This is a genomic window from Colwellia sp. RSH04 (assembly GCF_003545765.1).
GTDB lineage: Bacteria > Pseudomonadota > Gammaproteobacteria > Enterobacterales > Alteromonadaceae > Colwellia.
On the sequence record NZ_QXIO01000001.1, the window covers coordinates 443,329 to 466,379 of the forward strand.

16 protein-coding genes are annotated in these 23,051 nt (G+C 37.4%); 2 read left to right on the forward strand and 14 right to left on the reverse strand.

From position 1 onward, the window contains the following. Positions 1–37: 37 nt before the first annotated feature. The 7 genes from D1094_RS01825 to iscX form a co-directional block, all read right to left on the reverse strand. Complete coding sequence (locus D1094_RS01825) at positions 38–1,018, reverse strand: RodZ domain-containing protein (RefSeq protein WP_118958360.1); 981 nt, start codon at positions 1,016–1,018, stop codon at positions 38–40. Beyond that, positions 1,011–3,206, reverse strand: coding sequence for a type IV pilus biogenesis/stability protein PilW (pilW, locus tag D1094_RS01830; protein WP_118958361.1), 2,196 nt, complete (start codon positions 3,204–3,206; stop codon positions 1,011–1,013). The genes D1094_RS01825 and pilW overlap by 8 nt, the downstream gene beginning before the upstream one ends. Before the next feature lie 53 nt (positions 3,207–3,259). Further along, the gene (locus D1094_RS01835) at positions 3,260–4,396 is read right to left on the reverse strand and encodes a bifunctional tRNA (adenosine(37)-C2)-methyltransferase TrmG/ribosomal RNA large subunit methyltransferase RlmN (protein ID WP_118958362.1); all 1,137 of its coding nucleotides are present in this window, start codon (positions 4,394–4,396) and stop codon (positions 3,260–3,262) included. 322 nt (positions 4,397–4,718) lie between these two features. Then, the gene (ndk, locus tag D1094_RS01840) at positions 4,719–5,150 is read right to left on the reverse strand and encodes a nucleoside-diphosphate kinase (protein ID WP_118958363.1); all 432 of its coding nucleotides are present in this window, start codon (positions 5,148–5,150) and stop codon (positions 4,719–4,721) included. 201 nt (positions 5,151–5,351) lie between these two features. Further along, the gene (locus tag D1094_RS01845; RefSeq protein WP_118958364.1) at positions 5,352–5,606 is read right to left on the reverse strand and encodes a hypothetical protein; all 255 of its coding nucleotides are present in this window, start codon (positions 5,604–5,606) and stop codon (positions 5,352–5,354) included. 24 nt (positions 5,607–5,630) lie between these two features. Further along, entirely contained in the window at positions 5,631–7,319 is a 1,689-nt protein-coding gene (locus D1094_RS01850; RefSeq protein ID WP_118958365.1) for an NAD-dependent malic enzyme, read from the reverse strand. Between the two features lie 165 nt (positions 7,320–7,484). Continuing rightward, a complete protein-coding gene (gene iscX, locus D1094_RS01855; protein ID WP_118958691.1) occupies positions 7,485–7,679 on the reverse strand; it encodes a Fe-S cluster assembly protein IscX in 195 nt (64 codons plus the stop codon). Between the two features lie 431 nt (positions 7,680–8,110). Here iscX and D1094_RS01860 point away from each other — a divergent pair, with 431 nt between their 5' ends. After that, positions 8,111–8,569, forward strand: a complete 459-nt coding sequence (locus D1094_RS01860; RefSeq protein ID WP_118958366.1) for an Lrp/AsnC family transcriptional regulator — start codon at positions 8,111–8,113, stop codon at positions 8,567–8,569. An 18-nt stretch (positions 8,570–8,587) separates the two neighbouring features. On the opposite strand, the gene D1094_RS01865 is transcribed toward D1094_RS01860, so the two are convergent. The 3 genes from D1094_RS01865 to yegD all read right to left on the reverse strand — a co-directional run bounded on the left by D1094_RS01865 (position 8,588) and on the right by yegD (position 12,144). Beyond that, a complete protein-coding gene (locus tag D1094_RS01865) occupies positions 8,588–9,349 on the reverse strand; it encodes a DUF2189 domain-containing protein (RefSeq protein ID WP_118958367.1) in 762 nt (253 codons plus the stop codon). A gap of 273 nt (positions 9,350–9,622) precedes the next feature. Beyond that, positions 9,623–10,600 (reverse strand): putative porin, encoded by a 978-nt coding sequence (locus D1094_RS01870; protein ID WP_118958368.1) that lies wholly within the window; start codon positions 10,598–10,600, stop codon positions 9,623–9,625. Positions 10,601–10,785: 185 nt separating this feature from the next. Then, complete coding sequence (gene yegD, locus D1094_RS01875; RefSeq protein ID WP_118958369.1) at positions 10,786–12,144, reverse strand: molecular chaperone; 1,359 nt, start codon at positions 12,142–12,144, stop codon at positions 10,786–10,788. A 192-nt stretch (positions 12,145–12,336) separates the two neighbouring features. Here yegD and D1094_RS01880 point away from each other — a divergent pair, with 192 nt between their 5' ends. Beyond that, positions 12,337–12,594, forward strand: a complete 258-nt coding sequence (locus tag D1094_RS01880) for a DUF2164 domain-containing protein (protein ID WP_118958692.1) — start codon at positions 12,337–12,339, stop codon at positions 12,592–12,594. 329 nt (positions 12,595–12,923) lie between these two features. On the opposite strand, the gene D1094_RS01885 is transcribed toward D1094_RS01880, so the two are convergent. From D1094_RS01885 to D1094_RS01900, 4 genes are all read right to left on the reverse strand, one after another. Beyond that, positions 12,924–13,898 carry a transposase gene (locus D1094_RS01885; protein ID WP_118958370.1) on the reverse strand — a complete coding sequence of 325 codons (975 nt, stop codon included), beginning with the start codon at positions 13,896–13,898 and terminating at the stop codon, positions 12,924–12,926. 335 nt (positions 13,899–14,233) lie between these two features. Then, on the reverse strand, positions 14,234–14,530 hold the full coding sequence (locus tag D1094_RS01890; protein ID WP_017444010.1) for a hypothetical protein: 297 nt from the start codon (positions 14,528–14,530) through the stop codon (positions 14,234–14,236). Continuing rightward, positions 14,530–15,444 carry an RHS repeat-associated core domain-containing protein gene (locus D1094_RS01895; RefSeq protein ID WP_118958371.1) on the reverse strand — a complete coding sequence of 305 codons (915 nt, stop codon included), beginning with the start codon at positions 15,442–15,444 and terminating at the stop codon, positions 14,530–14,532. Before D1094_RS01895 ends, D1094_RS01890 begins: the two co-directional genes overlap by 1 nt. 51 nt (positions 15,445–15,495) lie before the next feature. Then, a complete protein-coding gene (locus tag D1094_RS01900; protein WP_118958372.1) occupies positions 15,496–22,818 on the reverse strand; it encodes a hypothetical protein in 7,323 nt (2,440 codons plus the stop codon). Between the last annotated feature and the right edge of the window lie 233 nt (positions 22,819–23,051).

Below are 23,051 nucleotides of genomic sequence, written 5' to 3' on the forward strand. Positions count from 1 at the left end.
TCGTGCCATTTAAGAAAGCACAAATAGACCGTTTACGTTAAGGAGATAAAGGTAAGGTAAACTTTGCAATATTACCTACATTAAACGTCGACATATCAATAACTTCACCATTAAACTCAATAGCGGCCAATTCAGGCTTACCTAAAGTTACTTTTAACGGTGCTTGCCCTGAAACTGTCATCACATAACCTGCTTTTTTAACCCCCCAAGCAACCCTTTCGCCTGTCGCATCGTAAATATTTACCCAACAGTCGCCCGCAAAGGTAAAGATTGCAGTGCTTTCAGTGATAATATCGAGGGTATTAGTTTCGGTCATTGTATTCTTTGAAGCAATATTAGCGTCTTTATCAGACGTTTGAATAGTTTGCCCTTCTAGACTAACTACCTGCTCATCATTTGGTTCGAGAATGCTTTGTTCTGCTAAGACATCTTCAGCTATTGTTGCATCGCTTTCTGCTGGCTTAACCGTTGTCCCTCGTGGAGAGACTTCAGGGGGAACAACGACTGATGTAGAGTCAACATTTTCTTCAGAGACTTTCGTAATTTCACTGGGCGCTGCTGCTTCAGGTAATACCTTGGCCTTATCACGGCTCTCTTGCACCCACCACATGACGGTTAAACCAATAAGTACAGCTACAATAAAATAGCTGATCCACATTAACCGACTATGCTCAGCCTGCTTTGCAGTTGCTTTAGAAAAACTTTGCATTTCACTGCGCTGAATATGCGCTGCTCCCAATGCATCGTAGCTTGCTAAAACATCTTCTTTATCTACCCCAACAATTTTGGCGTAACTTGCTAAATAGCCTCGGTTATAGGTAGCCGGTAATGATTTATCTAAATTATCTGCTTCAATATCTTGCACTAAAGAGATTTTAAAATTCAACCGTAAAGCGATATCTTCTTGGCTCTTTTTCAGTTTAACTCGCGCATCGCGGAGCATGGCACCTGGGCCAATCATTTCCATATCTTCACTAAGTTCTGCTACTTCTAGCTCAGATTGTTTTTTCTTATTCATTTACTTCTGTCACTGTATTAGGGTCAACAACATATAGTTTTTCGCCAATTCGCACTCTATTATTCGACGAAATGTTATTCCATTCACGTAACGCTTTAATTTTAACGTTATATTTCACCGATATTGCAAAAAGGGTTTCTCCCTTACTGACTTTATGCGTCGTAGGTAACTTCGATTGTTCGTTTTCATCAACAAGGTTATTTGTTGTTTCTTCAACGACTACTTCAGTTTCTGAATCTATTAACGAATCTTCCTTTTTAACTTCTGCTGCTACCGCAGTAGAAGTTTCATTGCTCGCTTGCTCTTTGACTTGTTCGGTTAAGGTATCGCTTTTCAACACGTCAACTTTGCTATCTAATTCAGTAACCAACGCAGCTTCACTAGTAATCACTTCGCTTTTATTATCAGCACTATTCTCTGTAGTTGAATCAATAACTAAAGTGTCACCTGACAACAACTGCGCCATCGCAGCTTCTTTTCTAGCCAGTTCTTCATCGGTAATCGTGCTATTTACTGAATCATCAGATTTACGTTCTGCCGAATTAACTTCAGTGTTAGTCACTACGTCATTTGATGTTTCATTATTGATGACAGTAACTTTTGCCTCAGGTAATGGCGCATCGCGTTTTGCAGGGATAGGTGCTGTTGAGGTTGGCTCTATGCCACTATCGTCACTTAACTCGGTTTTGCTCGCTGCAGTCACTTCTTGCTCAACTAACTCTATGGGTTCAACGGCACTTTGCTGTACAACCAATGAACTAACTGAATCTGGCGATGTTTCTGTTGTTGGCTCAAGTTTCGATACAGCCACTTTCTCAGCCGGTTCATTCGTACTTACTGGTAGTACTTCAGAGTCATTTATCGATGACAGAGCCGTATTTTCTGTTGATATACTTTCTGCGGGTATATTATCTGTGTTTACGTTAACGATTTCGTCTGTTGAAGCAGTAGTTACTATAGCCATATCATTTTCATCAGTTTTATTCGGCTCTGATGTAATTGATGTGGTATTACTTTGTTCTATTGGCTGAGTTAACTTTTCATCGCTTGCATTAGTTTCTTTCGCTTGAGCCTCATTCGCTTGAGCCTCACTCGTGCTACTTTGGTTTGTCGATGATTCGATGTTACTTGCAACGACAACCGCTGCAATTGCCGGTGTATTACTTGACTTAGCCGCTGTTGTGTTTACGGTAGTCGCTGATGCCTTACCCACATCCAACGATGTATTTTGCTCTGGATATTTTTTAGTAATGATTTCTCTTGAAGGTAACTTTTTACCTTTACCTGGAGATAATTTCACCACGCGCTTATTTGAACCACTTGGCTGAGTGAAATTTTGCTTTTTACGTTGCGTAATTTGATAACGTTTAGCCAAATTATCAGCTTCAATCAACTCTAATTCATTAAGTAAATATTGCTGCCCTTCCCAAGACTGAGGGTACATATTAGCAAGCATAGTGGCATAGTTTTTAGCGACGCGACTTTGCCTTAATTTCATGTGCAGTTTGTAAGATAATGCTAAAGATTCTGGTGTAAACCGACGGGTATATCTTTCAAATTTTTGTTGATATTGCTTCGCTAAATTATAATCACCTTTAGCGTATTGTAATCGTACCATTTGAAATAGTGTGCTTGAATTATTTGGACTGTGATCAATAGACTTTTCTAAATAATGCTCTGCCTTGTCAAAGTTATCGACTTGCAAATAACATGAAGCCAAATTTTCATAACTCTTAGCAACTAAAATATAGCTAGGCACCGCAATTGCTTTTAAAAACTGTTTTTCCGCTTTATCGACTTGCTTTTGACGACAAAGAAAAACCCCGTAATTATTTAATGTGTCTGCATCATCACTTTTTATCGACAACGCTTTTTGGTAGGACTCTTCGGTTAACTTATTCTCGCCAACCACTTCATAATAATGTGCAAAAGCAGTATAAACTTGTACTAATTCAGGTGAAAATTTACGTGCTTTCTCAAGGTTCAACTTTGCTTGGGCCATATTACCCATTTTCAAGTACCCAAGACCTAACGAAATACGGGTAGCGGCCATTTCATCTAAGTTAGCTTGGTTTTCTACAACAGGCGAATCATTTTCATAATTTTGCGTTATACAAGCAGACAATAAAAACACTGAGCCCGCAATAGCTAGTTTCGAAAAAAATGATTTTGCGTTAATTTTATCCATAATTTCCAATGCGCTGAACGCCTCTTGTATTTATTTTTTACTAAAGCTAAACACTATAACGTTTTTATGGCGATACTGTCAGCATTAGTTTGATTTTTCAATGCATTTGCTTCACTAATAGCAGCAGTCCTTTTGGTTCTATCAAGCACATCGCCCGCTAATTGCCCACAAGCAGCATCAATATCATCGCCACGAGTTCTTCTGGTTATCACGGTAAGACCATAGCTTTGTAATACTTTATCAAATCGATCGATACGAGAGTTACTTGAGCGCTTGTACGGTGAGCCAGGGTAAGGATTAAAAGGTATTAAATTGATTTTACTCGGTAAATCTTTCAATGCATGAGCTAGTTCATGTGCTTGCTCAGTACTATCATTAACGTGATCTAGCATAACGTATTCAATTGTCGCTTGTTTATTCGCTTTTGAACCATCGATGTAGCGACCTGCAGCTTCAAGGAACTCTTCTAGAGGATACTTTTTATTAAGTGGCACTAACTCATTACGTAATTGATTATTTGGCGCATGCACTGAAATAGCTAATGCACAATCAATTTTTTCTTTAAGCATATCTAATGCAGGTACAACACCCGAAGTACTTACCGTAACACGGCGCTTTGATAAGCCATAACCTAAGTCATTTAACATCGTATCAAGGGCAGGGATAAGGTTTTTCATGTTAAGCAGAGGCTCACCCATTCCCATCATGACAATATTGGTAATAGGTCGTTTGCCAGCAATGCGAGTAGCGCCAATATCATTAGCGACACGCCACACTTGGCCAATAATTTCAGCCATTGATAAGTTACGATTAAAACCCTGTTGTGCTGTTGCACAAAAAGTACATTCTAAGGCACAACCTACTTGAGAAGAAACACACAAGGTGGCGCGATCATTTTCAGGGATCCATACGGTTTCGACTTCCTGACCACCTTCTAATTTTAAGGCGTACTTTATCGTACCGTCTGTTGAGACTTGTTTTTCGGAAATTTCTGGTGCAACAATTTCACAGTTGCGTTGTAATTTCTCTCTTAACTTTTTGTTCAAGTTAGTCATTTGCTCAAAGTCACTGTAGCCAAAGTGGTAAATCCACTTCATTAACTGATCTGCTCTAAAAGGTTTTTCACCAATAGAATCAAAGTACTCACGCATACTTTTATGATCGAAATTTAATAAGTTAACTTTACTCATACAATGATATCTCAACAACTTGACTGTAACAGGAACTAAACAAAAGGCTTAACGCAATAGAAAGCATTTTGCAAAGGTGCAGATTGTACGCTTTTCATACAAAAGCTGCAATTATAGCCTCGCTTTATAAGCGAGGCTAAAAAATACAAAAAGGATTTTACCAACAAGTCAGTAAAATCCTTTATACAGAATTAACTTCTGTAATTAATTAGTGTTTAAACAATACAATTAAACTTAATTTGAAAAGTTAACGCAGAGCCTACAAGTGTAGGTGAGCATTCTCGACGAAAAAGTAAGTCTAAATGTGAAGTTTAAATGCTAATTAACGAGTACGTGGACAAATCTCTTCGTCGGCAAAGAAATATGCAATTTCACGAGCAGCTGATTCTAAAGCATCAGAACCGTGACATGCATTTTCGTCGATTGAATCAGCGTAGTCAGCACGTAAAGTACCCGCTAATGCTTCAGCTGGGTTAGTAGCACCCATGATTTCACGGTTTTTAAGAACAGCGTTTTCGCCTTCTAACACTTGAACCATCACTGGGCCAGAAGTCATGAACTCAACTAAAGCACCAAAGAAAGGACGTTCGCTGTGCTCAGCATAGAACCCTTCAGCTTTTTCTTTGCTTAAGTGAACCATTTTAGAAGCAACAATTTTTAAACCAGCAGTTTCAAAACGGTTGTAGATTTGACCAATAACATTTTTAGCTACTGCATCAGGTTTTACGATAGAAAAAGTACGTTCGATAGCCATGATAAGCCCTCTTTTCTCAAAATAAGTGAATAAAATTCGTATTTTAAAATATGGTTTAAAATACGGTATAAATTTTGGGCGCGATTATAGACGAAAAAAAAGTAAAAGCCTAATGATACTTTTTAGTCAAAAAATCATAATAGACTTTTACTTGTGTAGCGATAGCAAAATAGCAGCAAACAGCAGCTTGAATTCAGTTATTTAGGGTTTTTCTCGCTTTAACTGAATAATAAGATCAATGTGCGGAATCAGCGCTTCTATTTCTTTTAGCTGTTGTCTGAGACTTTGCCATTGGGTTAATTCTAGTTTTCCTGAATCTAATATCGCGCATTTTAATTCTTCAACCAAAGAGTGCTCGTCATGAGATTCAATAAATTCATTAATGCGTAATAGGTCATCTAAGTCTGCTTGACTTAAAATAGCCTGTTCATCAATAGCTAACGCTTTTTTATTCATAGCAACCCCTAAATAAAATGTAAACTAAATACTCGTACGACGATATTGGCGATACTCTGGAGTCCAATAATTACGTTCTATTTTTTCTAAAAGTTCTTCGTCTGAAAGTGCTAATGCTAACTCTTGTTCAAAGGATACTTTCGCAATAGCAAAAGCGATATCTTTACTTAATTGCCCTATACCTGTTAACGGCGGTAATAACTCTTCACCTTCATTATTTGCTACAGGTGATGCTTTCGCTAATGTTTCACTGGCCACCATTAACATTTCATCGGTAATTCGGTTTATATTGGCTGAAATTACGCCTAAACCGATACCTGGGAATATATAGCTGTTATTACATTGTGCAATAGGGTATGAATTACCTTGATAAACAACTGGCTCAAATGGGCTACCAGTAGCGACAACCGCTTTACCTTTAGTCCAATGAATAACTTGGCTAGGGGTTGCTTCTACTTGGCGTGATGGATTACTTAATGGAAAAATAATCGGTACAGGGCAATGAGAATGCATTGCAGTAATCACTTCCTCAGTAAACAAGCCCGCTTGCCCTGACACCCCAATAAGTACATCGGGTTTTGCGCCGTGCATTACTTCAACAAGCGAGGCATATTCACCTTCAATATCCCAATTTTCAAGGGCGATAGGTACTTGCACTAGTTTTTCTTGGAAATCACGTAAGCCTTTCATACCTTGTGTCAGTAAGCCATGTCTATCAACCATAAATACTTGGCTACGCGCTTGTAATGGCGAGATCCCTTCACTGATCATTTGAGAAATAATTTGTTCTGCAATACCACACCCAGCAGATCCAGCACCAACAAACGCAACTTTTAATTGCGATAGCTTAACGCCTTTACGACGACAAGCCGCTAATAAAGTACCGACGGTAACCGACGCGGTTCCTTGAATATCATCATTGAAACAGCAAATTTTATTTCGATAACGTTCTAATAGAGGCATTGCATTGGGCTGTGCAAAATCTTCAAATTGCAACATGATATGTGGCCAGCGACGTTTAACAGCGCTAACAAATAATTCTAAGAATTCATCGTAAGAATCTTGATCAATACGTTTATGACGCGCTCCCATATACATAGGATCATCAAGCAGTTTTTGATTATTTGTTCCTACATCAAGCATCACAGGTAATGTGTACGCAGGGCTAATACCACCACATGCGGTGTATAACGATAACTTACCAATGGGTATCCCCATACCGCCAATACCTTGGTCACCAAGCCCTAAAACACGTTCGCCATCGGTAACAACAATAACCTTAACTTTATTCTTTGTCGCATTACGTAAAATGTCGTCAATGTTGTATCTGTCTTGATAAGAAATAAACAAACCACGGGAGCTACGATAAATATCTGAAAATTGTTCACAAGCATCGCCCACCGTAGGGGTATATATAATAGGTAGCATTTCTGCTAAGTGATCTTGTACTAATTTAAAAAACAAGGTTTCATTGTTATCGTGAATAGCACGTAAATAAATATGCTTATTAATATTGGTATGAAATGAACTGTATTGACGATAAGCACGATCAGCCTGCTCATCAATGGTTTCAAAGCGTGGTGGTAAAAGACCCGTTAAATTAAAGCTAATGCGCTCTTCGTCACTAAAAGCACTCCCTTTATTGAGTAACGGAGTTTCAAGAAGGGCGGGACCGGCATGTGGAATATATAGAGGACGCTTTGTTTGTGTCATGTGGCTGCTACTTATCTATTGAATGAATAATTTTGATGAATAATGAAAATAGATTGAATCTATAGCGCGTGAGTATAATAGATCTAAAAGTTATAGCATAGTCTTACCAGTTCAATACCGATAATTTATCCTAACTATTTAGATAATTATTTAACTCAATCACCTCTAATCCATTTCATCTATCCAAGCTAATTGAATGGCCTCTAACACTCTTTCGCCGCAATGAGCAGGATCGTCATCAAACCGTTCTAAGTTAAGTACCCATTGCCGCAGTTCAGTAAAGTGTAATTTATAGGGATCGACTTCTTCATGCTGATCTATTAAATCAAGCGCTATTTCTAGAGAATCTGTCCACTTCAAGCCATGAGATTTTGTCACGATTTACTCCCATTAAAAAATTAAATGAAACCAAAAAAAATCTGCGATTAGCATTAAGGCTAACCACAACAATATCATTCTCGTTTTTCGGCAAAACTGGCAATCAGTTTGCCACCATTGCATAAATTTATTCATTAATAATAACCAATTAACTACTTGTAATTAACACCTTAAACTAGGGAGTGAACTACGTAAAAAATATAAATTAGTTTATCAGGAAATATAGAAGGATAAATAGCATAATACCAATCCGTATATGAAAGTCTGAACAATAAAAACTAGCTAAATGTGGTTACAAGTATTCGATAAATAAATGCTTACTATTGAAAAATTAGCTCGTAAATTAGAATGCTATTTCTTTTATTCGTTATTATGTAGAATATATTTATTACTCATTTAGAGCTACTGTCATTATGGATTCATTTGATAAACATATACTAAGCATATTGCAAAAAGACAGTACGCTTTCAACCAGTGAAATTGCCCAGCAGGTTGGCCTTTCAACCACACCGTGTTGGCGCAGAATTCAAGCAATGGAAAAATCAGGTGTCATTAAAGCAAGAGTAGCCTTGGCTGATCCTGAAAAACTCAATGTTGGCTTAACTATTTTTGTTATGGTTAAAACCAATCAGCACAACCCAACATGGCTAGCCACTTTTGCTGAAATTGCCGATGAATTCCCTGAAATTGTTGAATTTTATCGCATGAGTGGCGCAGTAGATTATTTACTGCGTGTTGTGGTGCCAGACATGAAAGCCTATGACAGCTTTTACAAAAAACTAATCACGAAAACAGACTTTGCCGATATCAGCTCAAGCTTTGCCATGGAAGAAATTAAATACACCACCGCACTACCTATTGATTATATTTAGTGATTTAACTGCACATAGCTAAACGGATTTTGTAATATCCAGCTCTTCAATCATCTGCGCGTAAACCGCATAACTTGCATACCCTAATATAGGTAGCACAACCACTAATAATGGCAGCGCAATAATCAAGGTAAACGCCATAATTGAGACCAAAGTAGCCGCCCACTTAAGCATTAACCATTTATGAGAAAAAACTTTTTTAACCCCCACAGTGACCGCATTCACAAAGCCTATTTGCTGATGAATAATTAACGGAATGGCAAAAACGCCTAATGAAAAGCCGATAATAGCCATCACTATGCCCACTAAACCACTATGGAAAAGATATGAGATAATAGAATCTCTTAATTCTGGGTCAGTGAAAAAACTCTCATTCAACGGGATGGGTTCAACGCCAAAATACAAGCCATAAATCACCAAAGCATCGGTTATCCAAATAAAGTAACAAAGACAAAGAATAAAGACCAAAAACCAAATGCCTTGATTATTTTCACCTTTGATTTTTATTAAATCAGAAAAGCGTGGTTTCTTCTCTTGTTGTATTAAAGCCGCAGCTTGTTGAAAACCAATAATCAATAAAGGCGCAACTAAAAAAAAGCCAGAAATAAAAGGAATAATCACTAATGCTGCATCAACATTAAGCAATAGCCAATATAATATGCCACCTATTAAACAAAAAAGACTACTAAAGAGAATACTGATGGTTTTTGAAGCAAGAAAACTACGCCAGCCAAAAGCTAACCATTGGCGAATTGAATATTGAGGTGGTTGCAATGTCATATATTTATACCTAAAGCCATACTGCAATCAGCTTAACTGATTAGTGATTATTTAGGCTTGATACAAAACAGGAAAAGTTCTACTTTTACTGATAACTCATCGAGACTAGATTTACGATTTTCAATGTTCAGCATATACAAAAGCCAACGACATTTACATACCGTTGGCTTAATTTTTACCACTAGACTAGGGCGTATTGACCTTTGTTTAATAAAAAATATCAACAAAGGTCAACACGCCCTATTAATTATTTACATAATAGCATTGAAGGTATTAAAACTGAGCAGAAAACGATATACCATAGCTTTTAAAATCATCATCGCTATCGTTAGTACTTGTATAACCAGCACTTAATGAGTAGTTGTCATTGAAGAAATGCGTTGCCGCGAGACTATAATTTTCGTTTTCATCATAGTTCGCTGAGATAGACGTATATTGATTAAAATAGTAGCTTGAACCAACCGACCAATAATTATCCTCATCAAAATAATCATCATCCATATTATCAACAGTATATGCTGCACTAACCGTTAAATAGCTGTCATTCGCAAGCAACATAAAATATTTACTTGAAAGCGCATGCACATCAAAATTTTCATCCGTTTCATAGCTAAAACCAATATAGTCAGTGTCATTTAACGTTAAGTCATAGCTGGCCATAAAGGTAAACAGTTCAGCTGTTTGATGATACGTTGACTTAACAAGAAAGTTATCTGAAATTAAATAGCCTAAACTTAATGAGTATGCGCTATCGCTATCGCTCATTTTAGAATAATCTTCATCCCAATTGTTAGGGGCATCTCCTTCAAGTAAAGCGGTTTTCCATGTGCCATCATAATCAGAGTAACTATAAGTGCCACCTAATAAAAAATCACCTACAAACCAATCTGCACTGATATTTACATTATTAGACTCTATTTCATTTTCAAATTGGACTAAAAACATTTCAACCGATTGATTATTATAGGGTAGGCTCATCTTACGGGAATGCTCTGCAGACGTGTATTGATAGTCAACTGAGATATTACTTAACGTATTAATATAATCAAATTCATTTAACGGCCCTTTGGTTATTCTTTCATCAAAAAAGTATTGTGATGCAATGCCTACATTAAAAGCATCACCATAGTTATAATCACTGTTGGAGTAATTAACAGAAGAAAACGATTGAAAACTTTTTGTTTCAGTCGCTTGACTTGAAAAAGCAATAGGTAATAAGACAATTGCAGCAGCAACGAGAGATAATTTCATTATTTAATATCCTTTTAGGTTGATTTTTTACTTAATTACTAAGTAGTTGCTGCGCATTCTATATAAAGAAAATATAAGAAGATAGTCGTTGAGACACTCGCTTACATTTTCAAAACATTTACTAACTAAATGGAATAATTTTATATCTATTAATCTTTAATTTGCTTTTATGACTACTGAGTAAATTAGCGATATATACGATTTGCCCAACGCGTTAAACCTGCCGTAACACTACCAAAATGATCACCAATAACAACAGGTATGTTTGGCATTTGTTGTGCTAAAAATTGATTAATGACAGGCGATTTTGCCGTACCGCCAGTAACAAAAATCACATCAGGTTGACACTGCGCTTCATCAATTGCTTGCTGCATAATTTGCGCAATGGTTCTTAGTTCTTGGTGTGAAGCTTGGGCCATTAACTCCCTTGAAATGTTCACCGATAACTGCGGGCTAATATCATGTAAATTTATTGGGGTACTTTCAACATCAGTTAAAGCAATCTTTCCTTGCTCGGCACCATTCACTATGCGATAGCTTAATTTTTCAGCTTGTAAACGTAATAACCTTTCAATGAGTTCTGGTTGCTTGGCATCACGTTTTAATTGTTCAAGGTAACGTCTATTACTTTGGCTATAAAACTCAGTTTGATCATTAATGTTATTTATTGCCATCGCCTGCCAATAACTGTAGCTAGGTACAGGCTTATTGGTTTTCAATGAGCTGTCTAAACCAAATGAGGGCATTAAGCCTTTTAGCGCTAATTGAATATCAAAATCGTTTCCACCGATGCGCACACCACTATGACCAAGTAAATGATCTTTTCTATCAGTCAGTGCTGAAAACTCAGGCCCCATCAACAGCATTGAGCAATCGGTAGTACCGCCACCAATATCTACCACTAAGACTTTAGTTTCTTTATCTAGCGTGCTTTCAAACTCAAAACCAGCAGCAACGGGTTCATACTGAAATTCAATATCAGTAAAACCAACGCGTTTTGCTGCATTAGTCAAAACATTTATCGCTTGTTGGTTACTGTCTTCACCTTTTAACCCTTGAAAATTAATAGGTCTGCCTATAACCGTTTGCGTTACTTCGCGGTTAAGCTTCTCTTCTGTAATGGTTTTAATATTGCTCATCATGGCGGCAACAATATCTTCAAATAAATTAATTTGCATCGGCATTAAGCCACTTGCACCTAAGAAAGATTTTGGCGATTTAATATAATAGCCCTCATCAGGCTCAGCTAAGTATGCAACCAAAGCAGATTGTCCAAAGGCAAGCTCGGTAGAAATACCATCTAAAGCAAGTTCACGTGCAACGCTCTGCCCTTTTTGTAACGGCATCATGCGTAGCTTCTTAAAGCTTTGCTGCTTTTCAGGGGGCAATTGTTGGTAAAGCCAATTTACAATAACTTCACGACTTGGCGCATAAAGTGTTGACGGTAAATAATGGCTATTTTCAGAAAGCTTTATTAACTCAGGTTGGTTATCTGCCATTACCCCTACAGCACAATTAGAGGTACCGTAATCAAAACCTATCATATTATTACCATGCAAAAGAAAAAGGCCGCGTAGCATACTGGGATAAAAACGGTTATGCAAACGTATCTTTTTTAACGCCCTTAATTTAGAGAAAAACCTAACGACTTGCCTTATCCATTATTTTAATCGCGTTATTATTTCTGTATTATCTCACTTACAATGTTTACTCGATATGAACCTACTTCACCTAACATGTCTGAAATACAATTTAACCAGCAAGAAAAAGAGCAATTAGTACTAAAAATACAAAATTACTTTAACGATGAACTTGCCCAAGACATTGGCCAATTTGATGCGGAGTTTTTATTAGATTTTTTCGCCAAGGAGGTAGGTGGCTATTTTTATAACCGTGGTGTATTTGATGCGCAAGCGATTGTCAGTGATAAACTTGAAAATGTTGCTGAAGTGATTAATGAGGCGTTATTTGAAATAGAGAAGCCTGTTAAATAATGACTTCAGTATTATTTAACAGGCTATTTTACTTACCACTGTAAGACATAAAGAACTCAATAGTAAAAATAACACCTTCTTCATAATCACCTCATTATAGGAATTGTTTTTTTAATCATTTCTACTGTTTTATCAATAACTACACTCTTATTATTGATCACTTTAGCACCATCTAATTTTCCTTGATCTTTAATGGATAAATTGTTCACGCTTAGTTTTACAGCTAGTGATATATTTGCTTTATTATCTAATGCAATCGAAGGTTGGATAAATTAAGTGTACCTGACCCCATTTAGTTCTGAGTTTTAGTCGACATAGAGGCTCCCTGACTAAGCCAAATACTTATCGCAACGAGACACATTGTGACGCCGCCTTATTCCTTGATGTTGGTAATACGGAGTTAATACGTCACCACTGCCAACAGCACCATTAAATAAACGGGTAAAATCTTTACTTAACGAGAGCCAATTTTCTGGGCTTATATTCAGTCGATGCAATAAAGCAGGTTGGCTCTGTTCAATGTGCCCTGCCTTATCTTCTCTCATACTGCGACCTGTTAGTTCAATTAATGCAAGATAATCTTTAAGCTCAAACGGTAAACCTTTAAGCATAGCCTTACGTGGATTACCAACAAATGGGAGGAGAGCCTTAGGTTGCTTACCTACTTTCGCTTGAGATACGCGCAGCTTTACACTAGTAAACGCTGAAGTCTCTGGCGTTTTTGCTATATTAGCTCGAACAGGGTTTAAATCTACATATGCCATACACGCGGCAAGGGCGGCTTCATCTAATAAAGCTTGTGATTTGAAACGCCCTTCCCAAAACCTGCCTGTGCAGTTGTCTTCTTTATTGGCTTGTCTGGCAATACCTTCATTTAACAAGCGCATAAACCAGCTAATACTTATTAATCTACGTCGATACTCTTCAACTGTACTTTCTAAGGTTGATTGTAAGTAGCCTGGTACCGAGCCGTCTTTACAATATTGCTGGCTAATTAACGTGCCTTTAAATAGCGTATGCCAGCGCGTTAACACCTCTTGAGTACTCCAACTGTTTGCAGCCTCTTCATCTACACGAAACACCACATGAGTATGATTACTCATAATCGCATAAGCACATACATCAATAGAAAACACTTCACTTAAGGCAAATAATTTCTCTTCAACCCATGCCCGACGATGCTCAAAGCTTTTACCCGTTACCTTATCTTTGCCACATAAAAAAGCGCGCCGTACACAGCGAGAAATACAATGATAATAAGGCGTGTCTGATAAACTGATTTGCTGCTTTCTCGCCGTAGTCATAATAAAAAAGCCCCTTACTTGGTTTATTCACTAACCATAGTAAAGGGCTTAACTTTTATCAATTAACGATGGGTGTCCTAGTTAATTTATATTCACTTAGTAAAGGGCTTAACTTTTATCAATTAACGATGGGTGTCCTAGTTAATTTAATGCTTGGAAAAAGTTTGGTACGGAATTAAGCAGAAAAACAAACGATATCATTTTGAGATGGTTGCATTGGATTCAAATCGGTTAAGTCAGATTAGCCCTCCCTTGAAAACAAACCCCCAAGGCAGTCAACCCAGACAAAACAAAGCCCCGCTAGTGCGAGGCTTTGGATTCAAAATAGAAAAGCATTACTCTCGTTTAAAAAAATTCAAATTTAACTTCCCATTTTTTCTAAAAATATCAGTGTCAGAAGATTCCCCTTCTTCAATACCTTTTTTGACCCCCGTATAAGCGACTAAAAAAGCAATTACTAAAGAAGTTATTACGACTCCAATATATCCGAGTAAGACATTTGTAAGTTTCAATTTCTCGTCAGCACTAATGCTCACACTAAAAATAAATAAAGCTGACAACACCGCAAGGGCGAACCAGAACATATACCTAAGCCCTTTAAGAAAAGCAGCATTAGCTGTAGTTTTTTTCACTAATTATTTTCCTTGAGTTCATAATTGATTTTGCTCGCTGCCACACCCTCAGCAGTTTTAACCAATCCTTTACCAGTCTCTGTTATGGTTTTGTCTAATGCTTTCATTCCAGTGTTAACTGTAGGAGTTTTCACACCTGCTATTTTACTGATGACACCGAGCTTTCCTTTAGTCGCAGAAACGGTTGCTTTTCCCGGTCCAGCAGCAGCATTTAAAGCAGTTTCACCAGCATTCGCAAAAGAGCCTTCCGTATTTCCAGCTAATCCATCAGAAATCAAACTAGCAGTAGCTTGAGAGGTTGCATCTATTGTTGTATTAGCTCCAACAGCTAAAGCTTTTTGACCGTAAGATAACCCTTTGGTAGCAATACTTAAACCACCTGAAACAGTTCCCGCCACTCCCATTGCTCCAACTTTCGTCCAGTTTGTTACACTACCTTCCGTGGCGATTTGACTAAACGCCTCTACAGCAGCGCCCACAATACCACCGATAGCAAAATTCAAAAACTCACCATCAGGATCAGTATATTTATATGGATTGTTATTAACGTACAAATAACGGTTAAAGGACATGACTGGGTTTGCAGACGTATAACCAACCGGATCATTCGAGTAAAAACGACCGATAACTGGATCATAGTATCGTGCCTGCATATAAACTAAATCACTTTCATCGTCCCTTTGATGGCCTGTATAGTTAATATCATTTTGACTATTCGGTGCTTTTACTTCTATTTCACTACCATAAGGTTGATAGTTTTGTCGCCATAACAGCTCACCATTTTCATCACTAGCAGATACAGGAGACCCTAACAAATCATTATGGAAATACGTAATTTTAGTCTCTGCTTGTGTATTTATGCTTACCAACAATAATGTAATCAAACCTATTGTTGTTATAAATTTTTTAATCATTTTTATTCCTTACCCCTACAAAACTATAGGGGCTATTCAATAGGTTAAACGTTAGTTAAAAACGGCTCTTGATGCTTTATCGCCACACAAGCTTCCATTACAAGCTTGAACTTCAATAAGGAACATTGGTCCATCTGGAATTTGCGGCAATAACCCTGAAAAAGATACTGCACCGCCCGAGTAAACCAAGATATTATTAACAAATAACTTATAAGTAGAAGCGCCGCTAACACTAGACCATCTAGTATTCAAGATTAACCCTCGTCTATAAGAGGCCGTAGTAGATCCTATAGAGGTTACTCCTGGAGCACTAACCGTCACCCTTCTAGTATTACTATTTGCACTACAACCCAGCGCATTACAAGCCTTAAGGGTAAAGTTATGTGCACCAGCACTCAGTGTAAGGGTTTTACTCGTAGCATTTGCGCCTATATTAGCGATCAAGCTGGCATTATTATAAAGTTTATAAGAGGTTTCACCTGCCACATTATTCCAATTAAGGGTTATAGTGCCATCATAGTCAGTATAATTACTGCCACTAATACTCGGCGTAGAAGGCTTCGCTACCGTGACTGTTTTTATGCTACTAAAAGCACTACAACCTACGGCACTACAAGCCCTTACTTTAAAGGCATGACTGCCTACAGGTAAGCTAAATGATTTACTTACCGTATTAGCACTTAACGAATACTTGGTACTGCCTTTATAGAGTTCGTAACCTGTTTCATAACTAACGTTATTCCAGCCAATACTTACCGTGCCATCATAGTCCGTATAATTACTACCACTAATACTCGGTTTTGCCGGCACTTTTACCGTCACCGTAATACTATTGCTATTTGCTGCACACCCTGTGCTATTACACGCTTGCACTTTAAACGTATGAGCACCTGCTGTTAACGAGGAAAACGTTTTTGATTGTGTGCTTGCTTTAGCAATACTATTTACAACCGAAGAACTACTACCTTTATATACTTTATAATAGCTAGCATCACTGTCGGTATTCCAACTTACCGAAACACTACTGTTATAAGTACTATAATTGTTGCCGATAATAGATACGGGCCCCGGTAAAGGGAGCTTTACGGTAACTGTACGAATATTACTATAACCGCTACAACCTACTGCACTACAGGCTCTCACTTTAAAGCTATAGGTCCCTACCGATAGATTATTAAAGCTTTTTGAAAGTGTATTAGCAGTCACGTCATACTTGCTAGCTCCTTTAAACACCTCAAAGCGGCTTTCACCTGTGACATTACTCCAGGCAATATTAACCGTACTACCATGTACTGTATGGTCAAAACCACTGATACTTGGCGATGAAGGCTTCGCTACCGTGACGGTTTTTATGCTACTAAAAGCACTACAACCAACCGTACTACAAGCCCTAACTTTAAAGGCATGGCTACCTATAGGTAAGCTAAATGATTTACTGACAACATTAGCGCTTAATTGATACTTTGTGCTGCCTTTATATAACTCATAATATGTTTCATGACTTACGTTATTCCAACTAATATTCACCGAGCCATCATAATCAGTATAATTACTACCACTAATACTCGGTTTAGCTGGTGCCTTTACTGTAACCGTAATGCTATTACTGTTTGGTGCACAACCTATGCTATTACACGCTTGCACTTTAAACGTATGAGCACCTGCTGTTAACGAGGAAAAGGTTTTTGATTGACTGCTGGCTTTAGCAATACTATTTACAACCGAAGAACTACTACCTTTATATACTTTATAATAGCTAGCATCACTGTCGGTATTCCAACTTACCGAAACACTACTGTTATAAGTACTATAATTGTTGCCGATAATAGATACGGGCCCCGGTAAAGGCCTAAGAACACTGACCGTTCGCGTATTACTATAATCACTACAGCCCACAGCTGAGCAAGCTCGCACTTGATAAAGGTATATTCCCTCGACAACGTTACTATATGACTCAGAGGTGATATTTGCACTTAAAGCTGTAGGAGCATCACTACCTTTTTTCAATTCATAACGAGTTTCATGGTTAACATCGTTCCAAGTAATAGTGTAGTTACCATCATAATCACTAAAATCAATCCCGCTTATAACTGGGGCATCTGGTACTCTTATAACAACGTTTAATGGGTTACTCTTATTACCACAGCCTACGGCACTACAAGCTCTAACATTAAAAATATATGTACCCTCTGTTAACGTTATGTTTTTTGAAAGCGCATTTTGGCTTGGTGTCAGTATTGTAGCCCCTTGAAATAATTCATAATAACTTGCTCCTATTGACTCTGACCATGTCACTGTAATATTACCGTCATAATCGATAATATTAGGACCTATAAACTCTGGTGGCTCTGGTGGCTCTACATTTATAATAGTAGTACTGTATTTAGAACATTCATCATTAATGCAGGCGCGAACCTTAAAAGTATAGCTACCTAGTGATAAGCCATTAAATGATATTGAAGTGTCCGTTGTAGTTTCTATCTCGTCGTTTAAGGTAAATTCATAATCCGTTACCCCTTCAACCGCACCCCAAGCAACAGTAAAGTTACCATCATAATTTGGGGTTGCTTGCGGAGTAATAACAGGTGGCGTTATCACGCTTACGGTAATCGTTTGAGATTCACTTGCTGCACTACATTCGCCGCTACTATTACACGCTTTAACCGTATAGTTATATAAACCTGAGGGCATATTAGATATATTTGTAAATAATTCAGCTGTGTTGGTACCATTGTTTAACTCATAGGTTGTTGCATGAGTTACTGCATCCCAGCTAAGGGTAAAATTACCGTCATAATCAATTCTGTCATTACCTGTAAAAACTGGCGGCTCAGGTATAGGGTTATCCAATAGTTCTATTGTGACGCTAATTGCTTCACTGGGTTCACTACAGTGCTCTACTGCCAATATTAAATTACACGCTTGAATACTAAATAAATATACACCTGCTTCTAGTATAGTGTTTTCAGTGAATATGCCTGCTTCAATCACTTTATAAGGGAGTTGAGTATTATTGTCCTTGAGCAATTTACACGAAGTACTGTGACTAATGTTTGACCAATTTAACGTTATATTACCATCAGTATCGGTAAAGTCAGAGCCGAGCATGGTAGGTGCTGAAACAACAGCTACATTCACTGTAACCACATTACTTTTGTCACTACATACACTGTCAACATTACACGCTTTTACGCTAAAGTTATATTGACCTAGTGGCATATCAACGGTAGCAGTGGTTATATCAAGCTGCGTAGTTTCAAGCAGTATTTCACCATTATAAAGCTCGTAGTAATAGCCTGATAATTCACTAGTCCAATTTAAGCTAATGTTGCCATTGTAATTGTTTGCACTTTCACTCTCTAAAACAGGTGAAGCGATAGGATTTTCAATTGATGTTAATTCACTTATTTTCGCTAGATTTTGTCCCGCAAGATGTACATAAGCATGTGTGCCTTTACTGTCTTGCTTAAACAATAACTTACCGCCTTGTCCATAAACACTGTAATCAATATTATCACCTTGTGCTTTTTTCACTCGACGCTTATGTCCATCATATAAGTAGCTAGCAACCTTACTATTATCGCTTTGATTATTTAATTGAATCACTTGGTTAGCTTGGTCAACTATGAATGAATTTTTACCATTCGTTAATACGTTACCTCGATTATCATAACTAAAGGATTTACTATGACTTCCTTGCACATCTGTCAATAAATTGGTTTTAACATCATAGTTATATATAAGGTGATAATTGCCTATTTCTTTACTTCTTATATTACCGATGGGATCATAACTATAGTTGCCTGTTCCCCATTGCCCCGTTGCTAATGTCAGACGATCAAGTCCATCATAGGAAAAACCTCGGTTGTAGGTGCTATTTAAGTTATCTTCAATTGTCTGAACATTACCATTATCATCATATAGGTAACTATACTCCATTAAGTTATTGCTAACCTTGATGTCCTCTGGTAGTTGCTGCGCATTGATCGTTTGCTGATAACTAAGACCATTACCATAAATGAATGCTTTTAATTGCCCGTTTGGGTGATAAGTAATTTGCTCTGCTAGCGTATTATTAATCCCTTCAGTAATTTTTGTAACAGCCCCTAAAGCATCATAATCAAAATGAATTTGTTTATTATCGACAGGATAAGTAACTTGTTTAGTATTACCTAAACTGTCAAATAAGTATTTTAAAGTAAAGGTTTGTTCATCAACATTTAAACTTTCTTGCTTAAGCTGATTTAAGCTGTTGTAGTCGTAATTCCATACGGTATTGTTAGTCGCTATTTTTAAAACATTACCCACATTATCATATTGATAACTAATATCGTCAGTGCCTGCTGGGTTATTAACATTTTTCAACTGGCTTAATGTATCATATTGAAAAATAGTACGGTTATTCGTAGGTGGCAGGCAACTGTCAGTAGTTAAGCTAGATGCGCCAAAAGCTTTCCAAGCTAAGCGGTTAGCATTATCGTAACCGTACCCGGTATTATGGCCTTCAGGGTTTGTCACTCTGCATAAACGAAGCTGCTCATCGTAATATAAGTGTCGTGTGAAATTTAAAATATTTGTACCGTATATACCACTTTGAGAAACAGTTTTCGCTTTATACTGATTATTGTAGGTAAAGCTTGTAGTAACTCCTTCAGGAGAAGTAATACTTTGTAAATAACCATCCGAAGGTGAAGAAAAACCTACTGATTTATTGGTGGTACTGAAACCTCTGGGATTAGTTACTTTAACTTGATTGCCAGCAAGGTACTCTGTTGTAGTAAGCAAGTTTTGTGTCGTTTCTTTTTGAGAGGTAAGTCGACCCAATTCGTCAAAAGTACTCTCTGTACCATCACTTGTGTTTACAGTATATGAAGGATATCCCGAAAATACGGTTGCTCCAGCTAAATTATAACGAACACTATTGAAAATTTTACGGCCTGTAGTTATGTCTTGCTGTAGTGTTAGTAATGGCCGTTTAAACGCATCATAGTAACTGACACTTTGTTTGCTACCTTGGGTTATGGTGCGTACAGGTTGCCCTGCTATAACACCAGTAGCTTCACCACCCAAAGCAAAAGAATAGCTGTAATTAATATCAGGCCAAACATTGGCGCTGTCTTTTGGTAATGTTTTTTTCTTAATACGCTTTAAATCATCCCATTGATAAAGCGTTTTAAAGCCATTTTCATTTTTTTCCCACGCGACTGTGCCATCATGGTTAATGCTATATTGCACCGTTGTTGCGTTAGGTAATGTGATTAACTGAGGTGTACCTAACTTGTAGTTATCATAGGTGAAAGTGTTGCTTAAAGCATCTGTTTGACTTGCTAATGTACCATCTGAGTGGTAAGTCAATGTTACTTGTTTACTGCCGTACTGATATAACTTTTCAGCTTTATTTTTACCATTGTATTCAGTTTTACTAACTTCGAGACCGTTTAATTTTTTTGTTGTAGGTAAACTTAATTGCCATTTGACTAAATCATGTTGATAGCCGAAATTTTCAATGCGCTTATTTACCTCGCTTTCAAAACTTTCAACAGTTAATGCGTTACCATAATTATCAAAAGCCAAGGTATTTTTTGTATAAGTATTACCATCAATACTCACAATTTGTGCGTTAGGGCGGACTAAATAAGATTCGGACGCATAATGATAACTAAACCCTGGGCCATTGCCGTTCGGATTACCAAGTATTAACGGGCCTTGTTCATAGGCTGTAGTTGACGTTTGCAACAATGCACTTGGACTTGTACTACTGCCAGAAAAAATCTCTGTTTTTATCAAACTGCCATTAGTTATATTGTTATAATCAACATCATAAGTATATTTTGTAGTTTTATTTCTACCATTATTTTCGTCTTGAGTCACTATAGTGGCTCTTTCCCCTATAGCGCCACTATTACCATAAGTATAACCACTATAACTGTAATTCCACTGGTAGTTTGTACCCACGCCTGATAGGCTTTTCATTTTTATCGCCGGTAAAAAACTACGCTCATGCAAATCAAAAAATGAACATTCTGGCGCCACTTTATTATTTAAATCATTAGGTAAATTCTTAGTGGCACTTTCGATGGCTTCTAGTTCATATGTAGCAATTGCACCGTAAGGATGAGTAATACTGCCCGTTGATATACCACTTTCAATAGCTGATGGATCACAAGGGTTATCTGTTGTGTGGTTGCTTGTTGCGCTATACCAAGCAAGAGAGTTCAAATCAAATTGCCAAGAAAGTCCTTCGCCAATATCTACTTGGTTTAATACGGCACGAGTGATAGGGGCTTCTTCATTATCTGGATACGTCTTTAGGAATTGATAATGATAGCGTACTTCCTCTTTACGTGTACCTTCGCCAGTAAAGCTACTCTCAACATTACTCAATAATTGGCTATAATCACTACGGTAATGTAGCCATAAATTTCTTTCATCATTGGCATAAATACGAATCAGCCTATCTTGAGTATCATATTGATACTTTACCCAATTACCAAAATTATCACTTATTTTAGTCACCAAGGCCGAATACTTATCTCTTTTTGCATTAAACTTCACCCCAAATGGCACTGGGCTATAGTTCTGCTTACGGATATGATCTAATTGATAAGTAATTCCTTGCGCCGTTTTAACTAAAAACCCTTCTCCACTAGTATTGGCTGAAGGGATGCATGTAACAACGTCAAATGCATTACTAACAAGCTCAGCATTGGGAGCAATATCAGCTAACTTTGAACCGGGTACCCAAGGAGTAGGATCTAATAAACGACGCATGCTAGCTTGAGCATCAAAAAAACTGATCCCTTGCCAATACTGGCTTGGCTCAATACCATACTGACCAATAGCTATATTAATATTATTATTTGGAGTGTAAAAAGCATCACTACAACGTGCTTCATGCCAACCGTAGTCAGACAATGCTAACGTTTCAACACGAGGAATTTCTAAATTCCAACCACCTAAAGCAAAGCCCCCATTTGATAATGAGCCGTCAATCGTAATCGATAAGCTCGCATTATTAATGGCACTTTTACTACCTAAACCTGTCGAGAAATTTCGTATTATTGAGATCGGTAAATTACTATTACCTTTAATTGAAACATCGGTATGAGAAAATGATAAGGCACCTGTTAAATTATTTATTCGCTCCCCAATTAAATCTGTAGTTTCAGCGCTATATCCTTCATCAATTTTCATGCGATTAATAAGGTTTTGATTTCGGTTAGCTGGATCAACCCCTCCCCAAGGTGCGGTTTCATCGTCCGAAAGACCTGCTGAACTGTTTACCGTGGAAGAGGCGTGACATAACCATGTAGTACTAAGAATAAGTACCCAAAAAAAGCGTTGTAACTTATTCCTTGTTTTTGTAAAAGACACTTCGAATACCCTATAAGCTGTAATTAATTTTTGAGGATATTACATTAATTAAATATCTTTTTATAATACAATATACGAGATAAATTATACGAAAAAGCATATCGATTGAAATTGATAACGGCTATTTAAGGCTTAATAAATTGGAACGTTTTGATTACGGATATTTTTGTTGTGCTCAGGTCGATGAGGTTATAGAAGTTCAACTAAAAAAGGCTCGCAAAACGAGCCTTTGA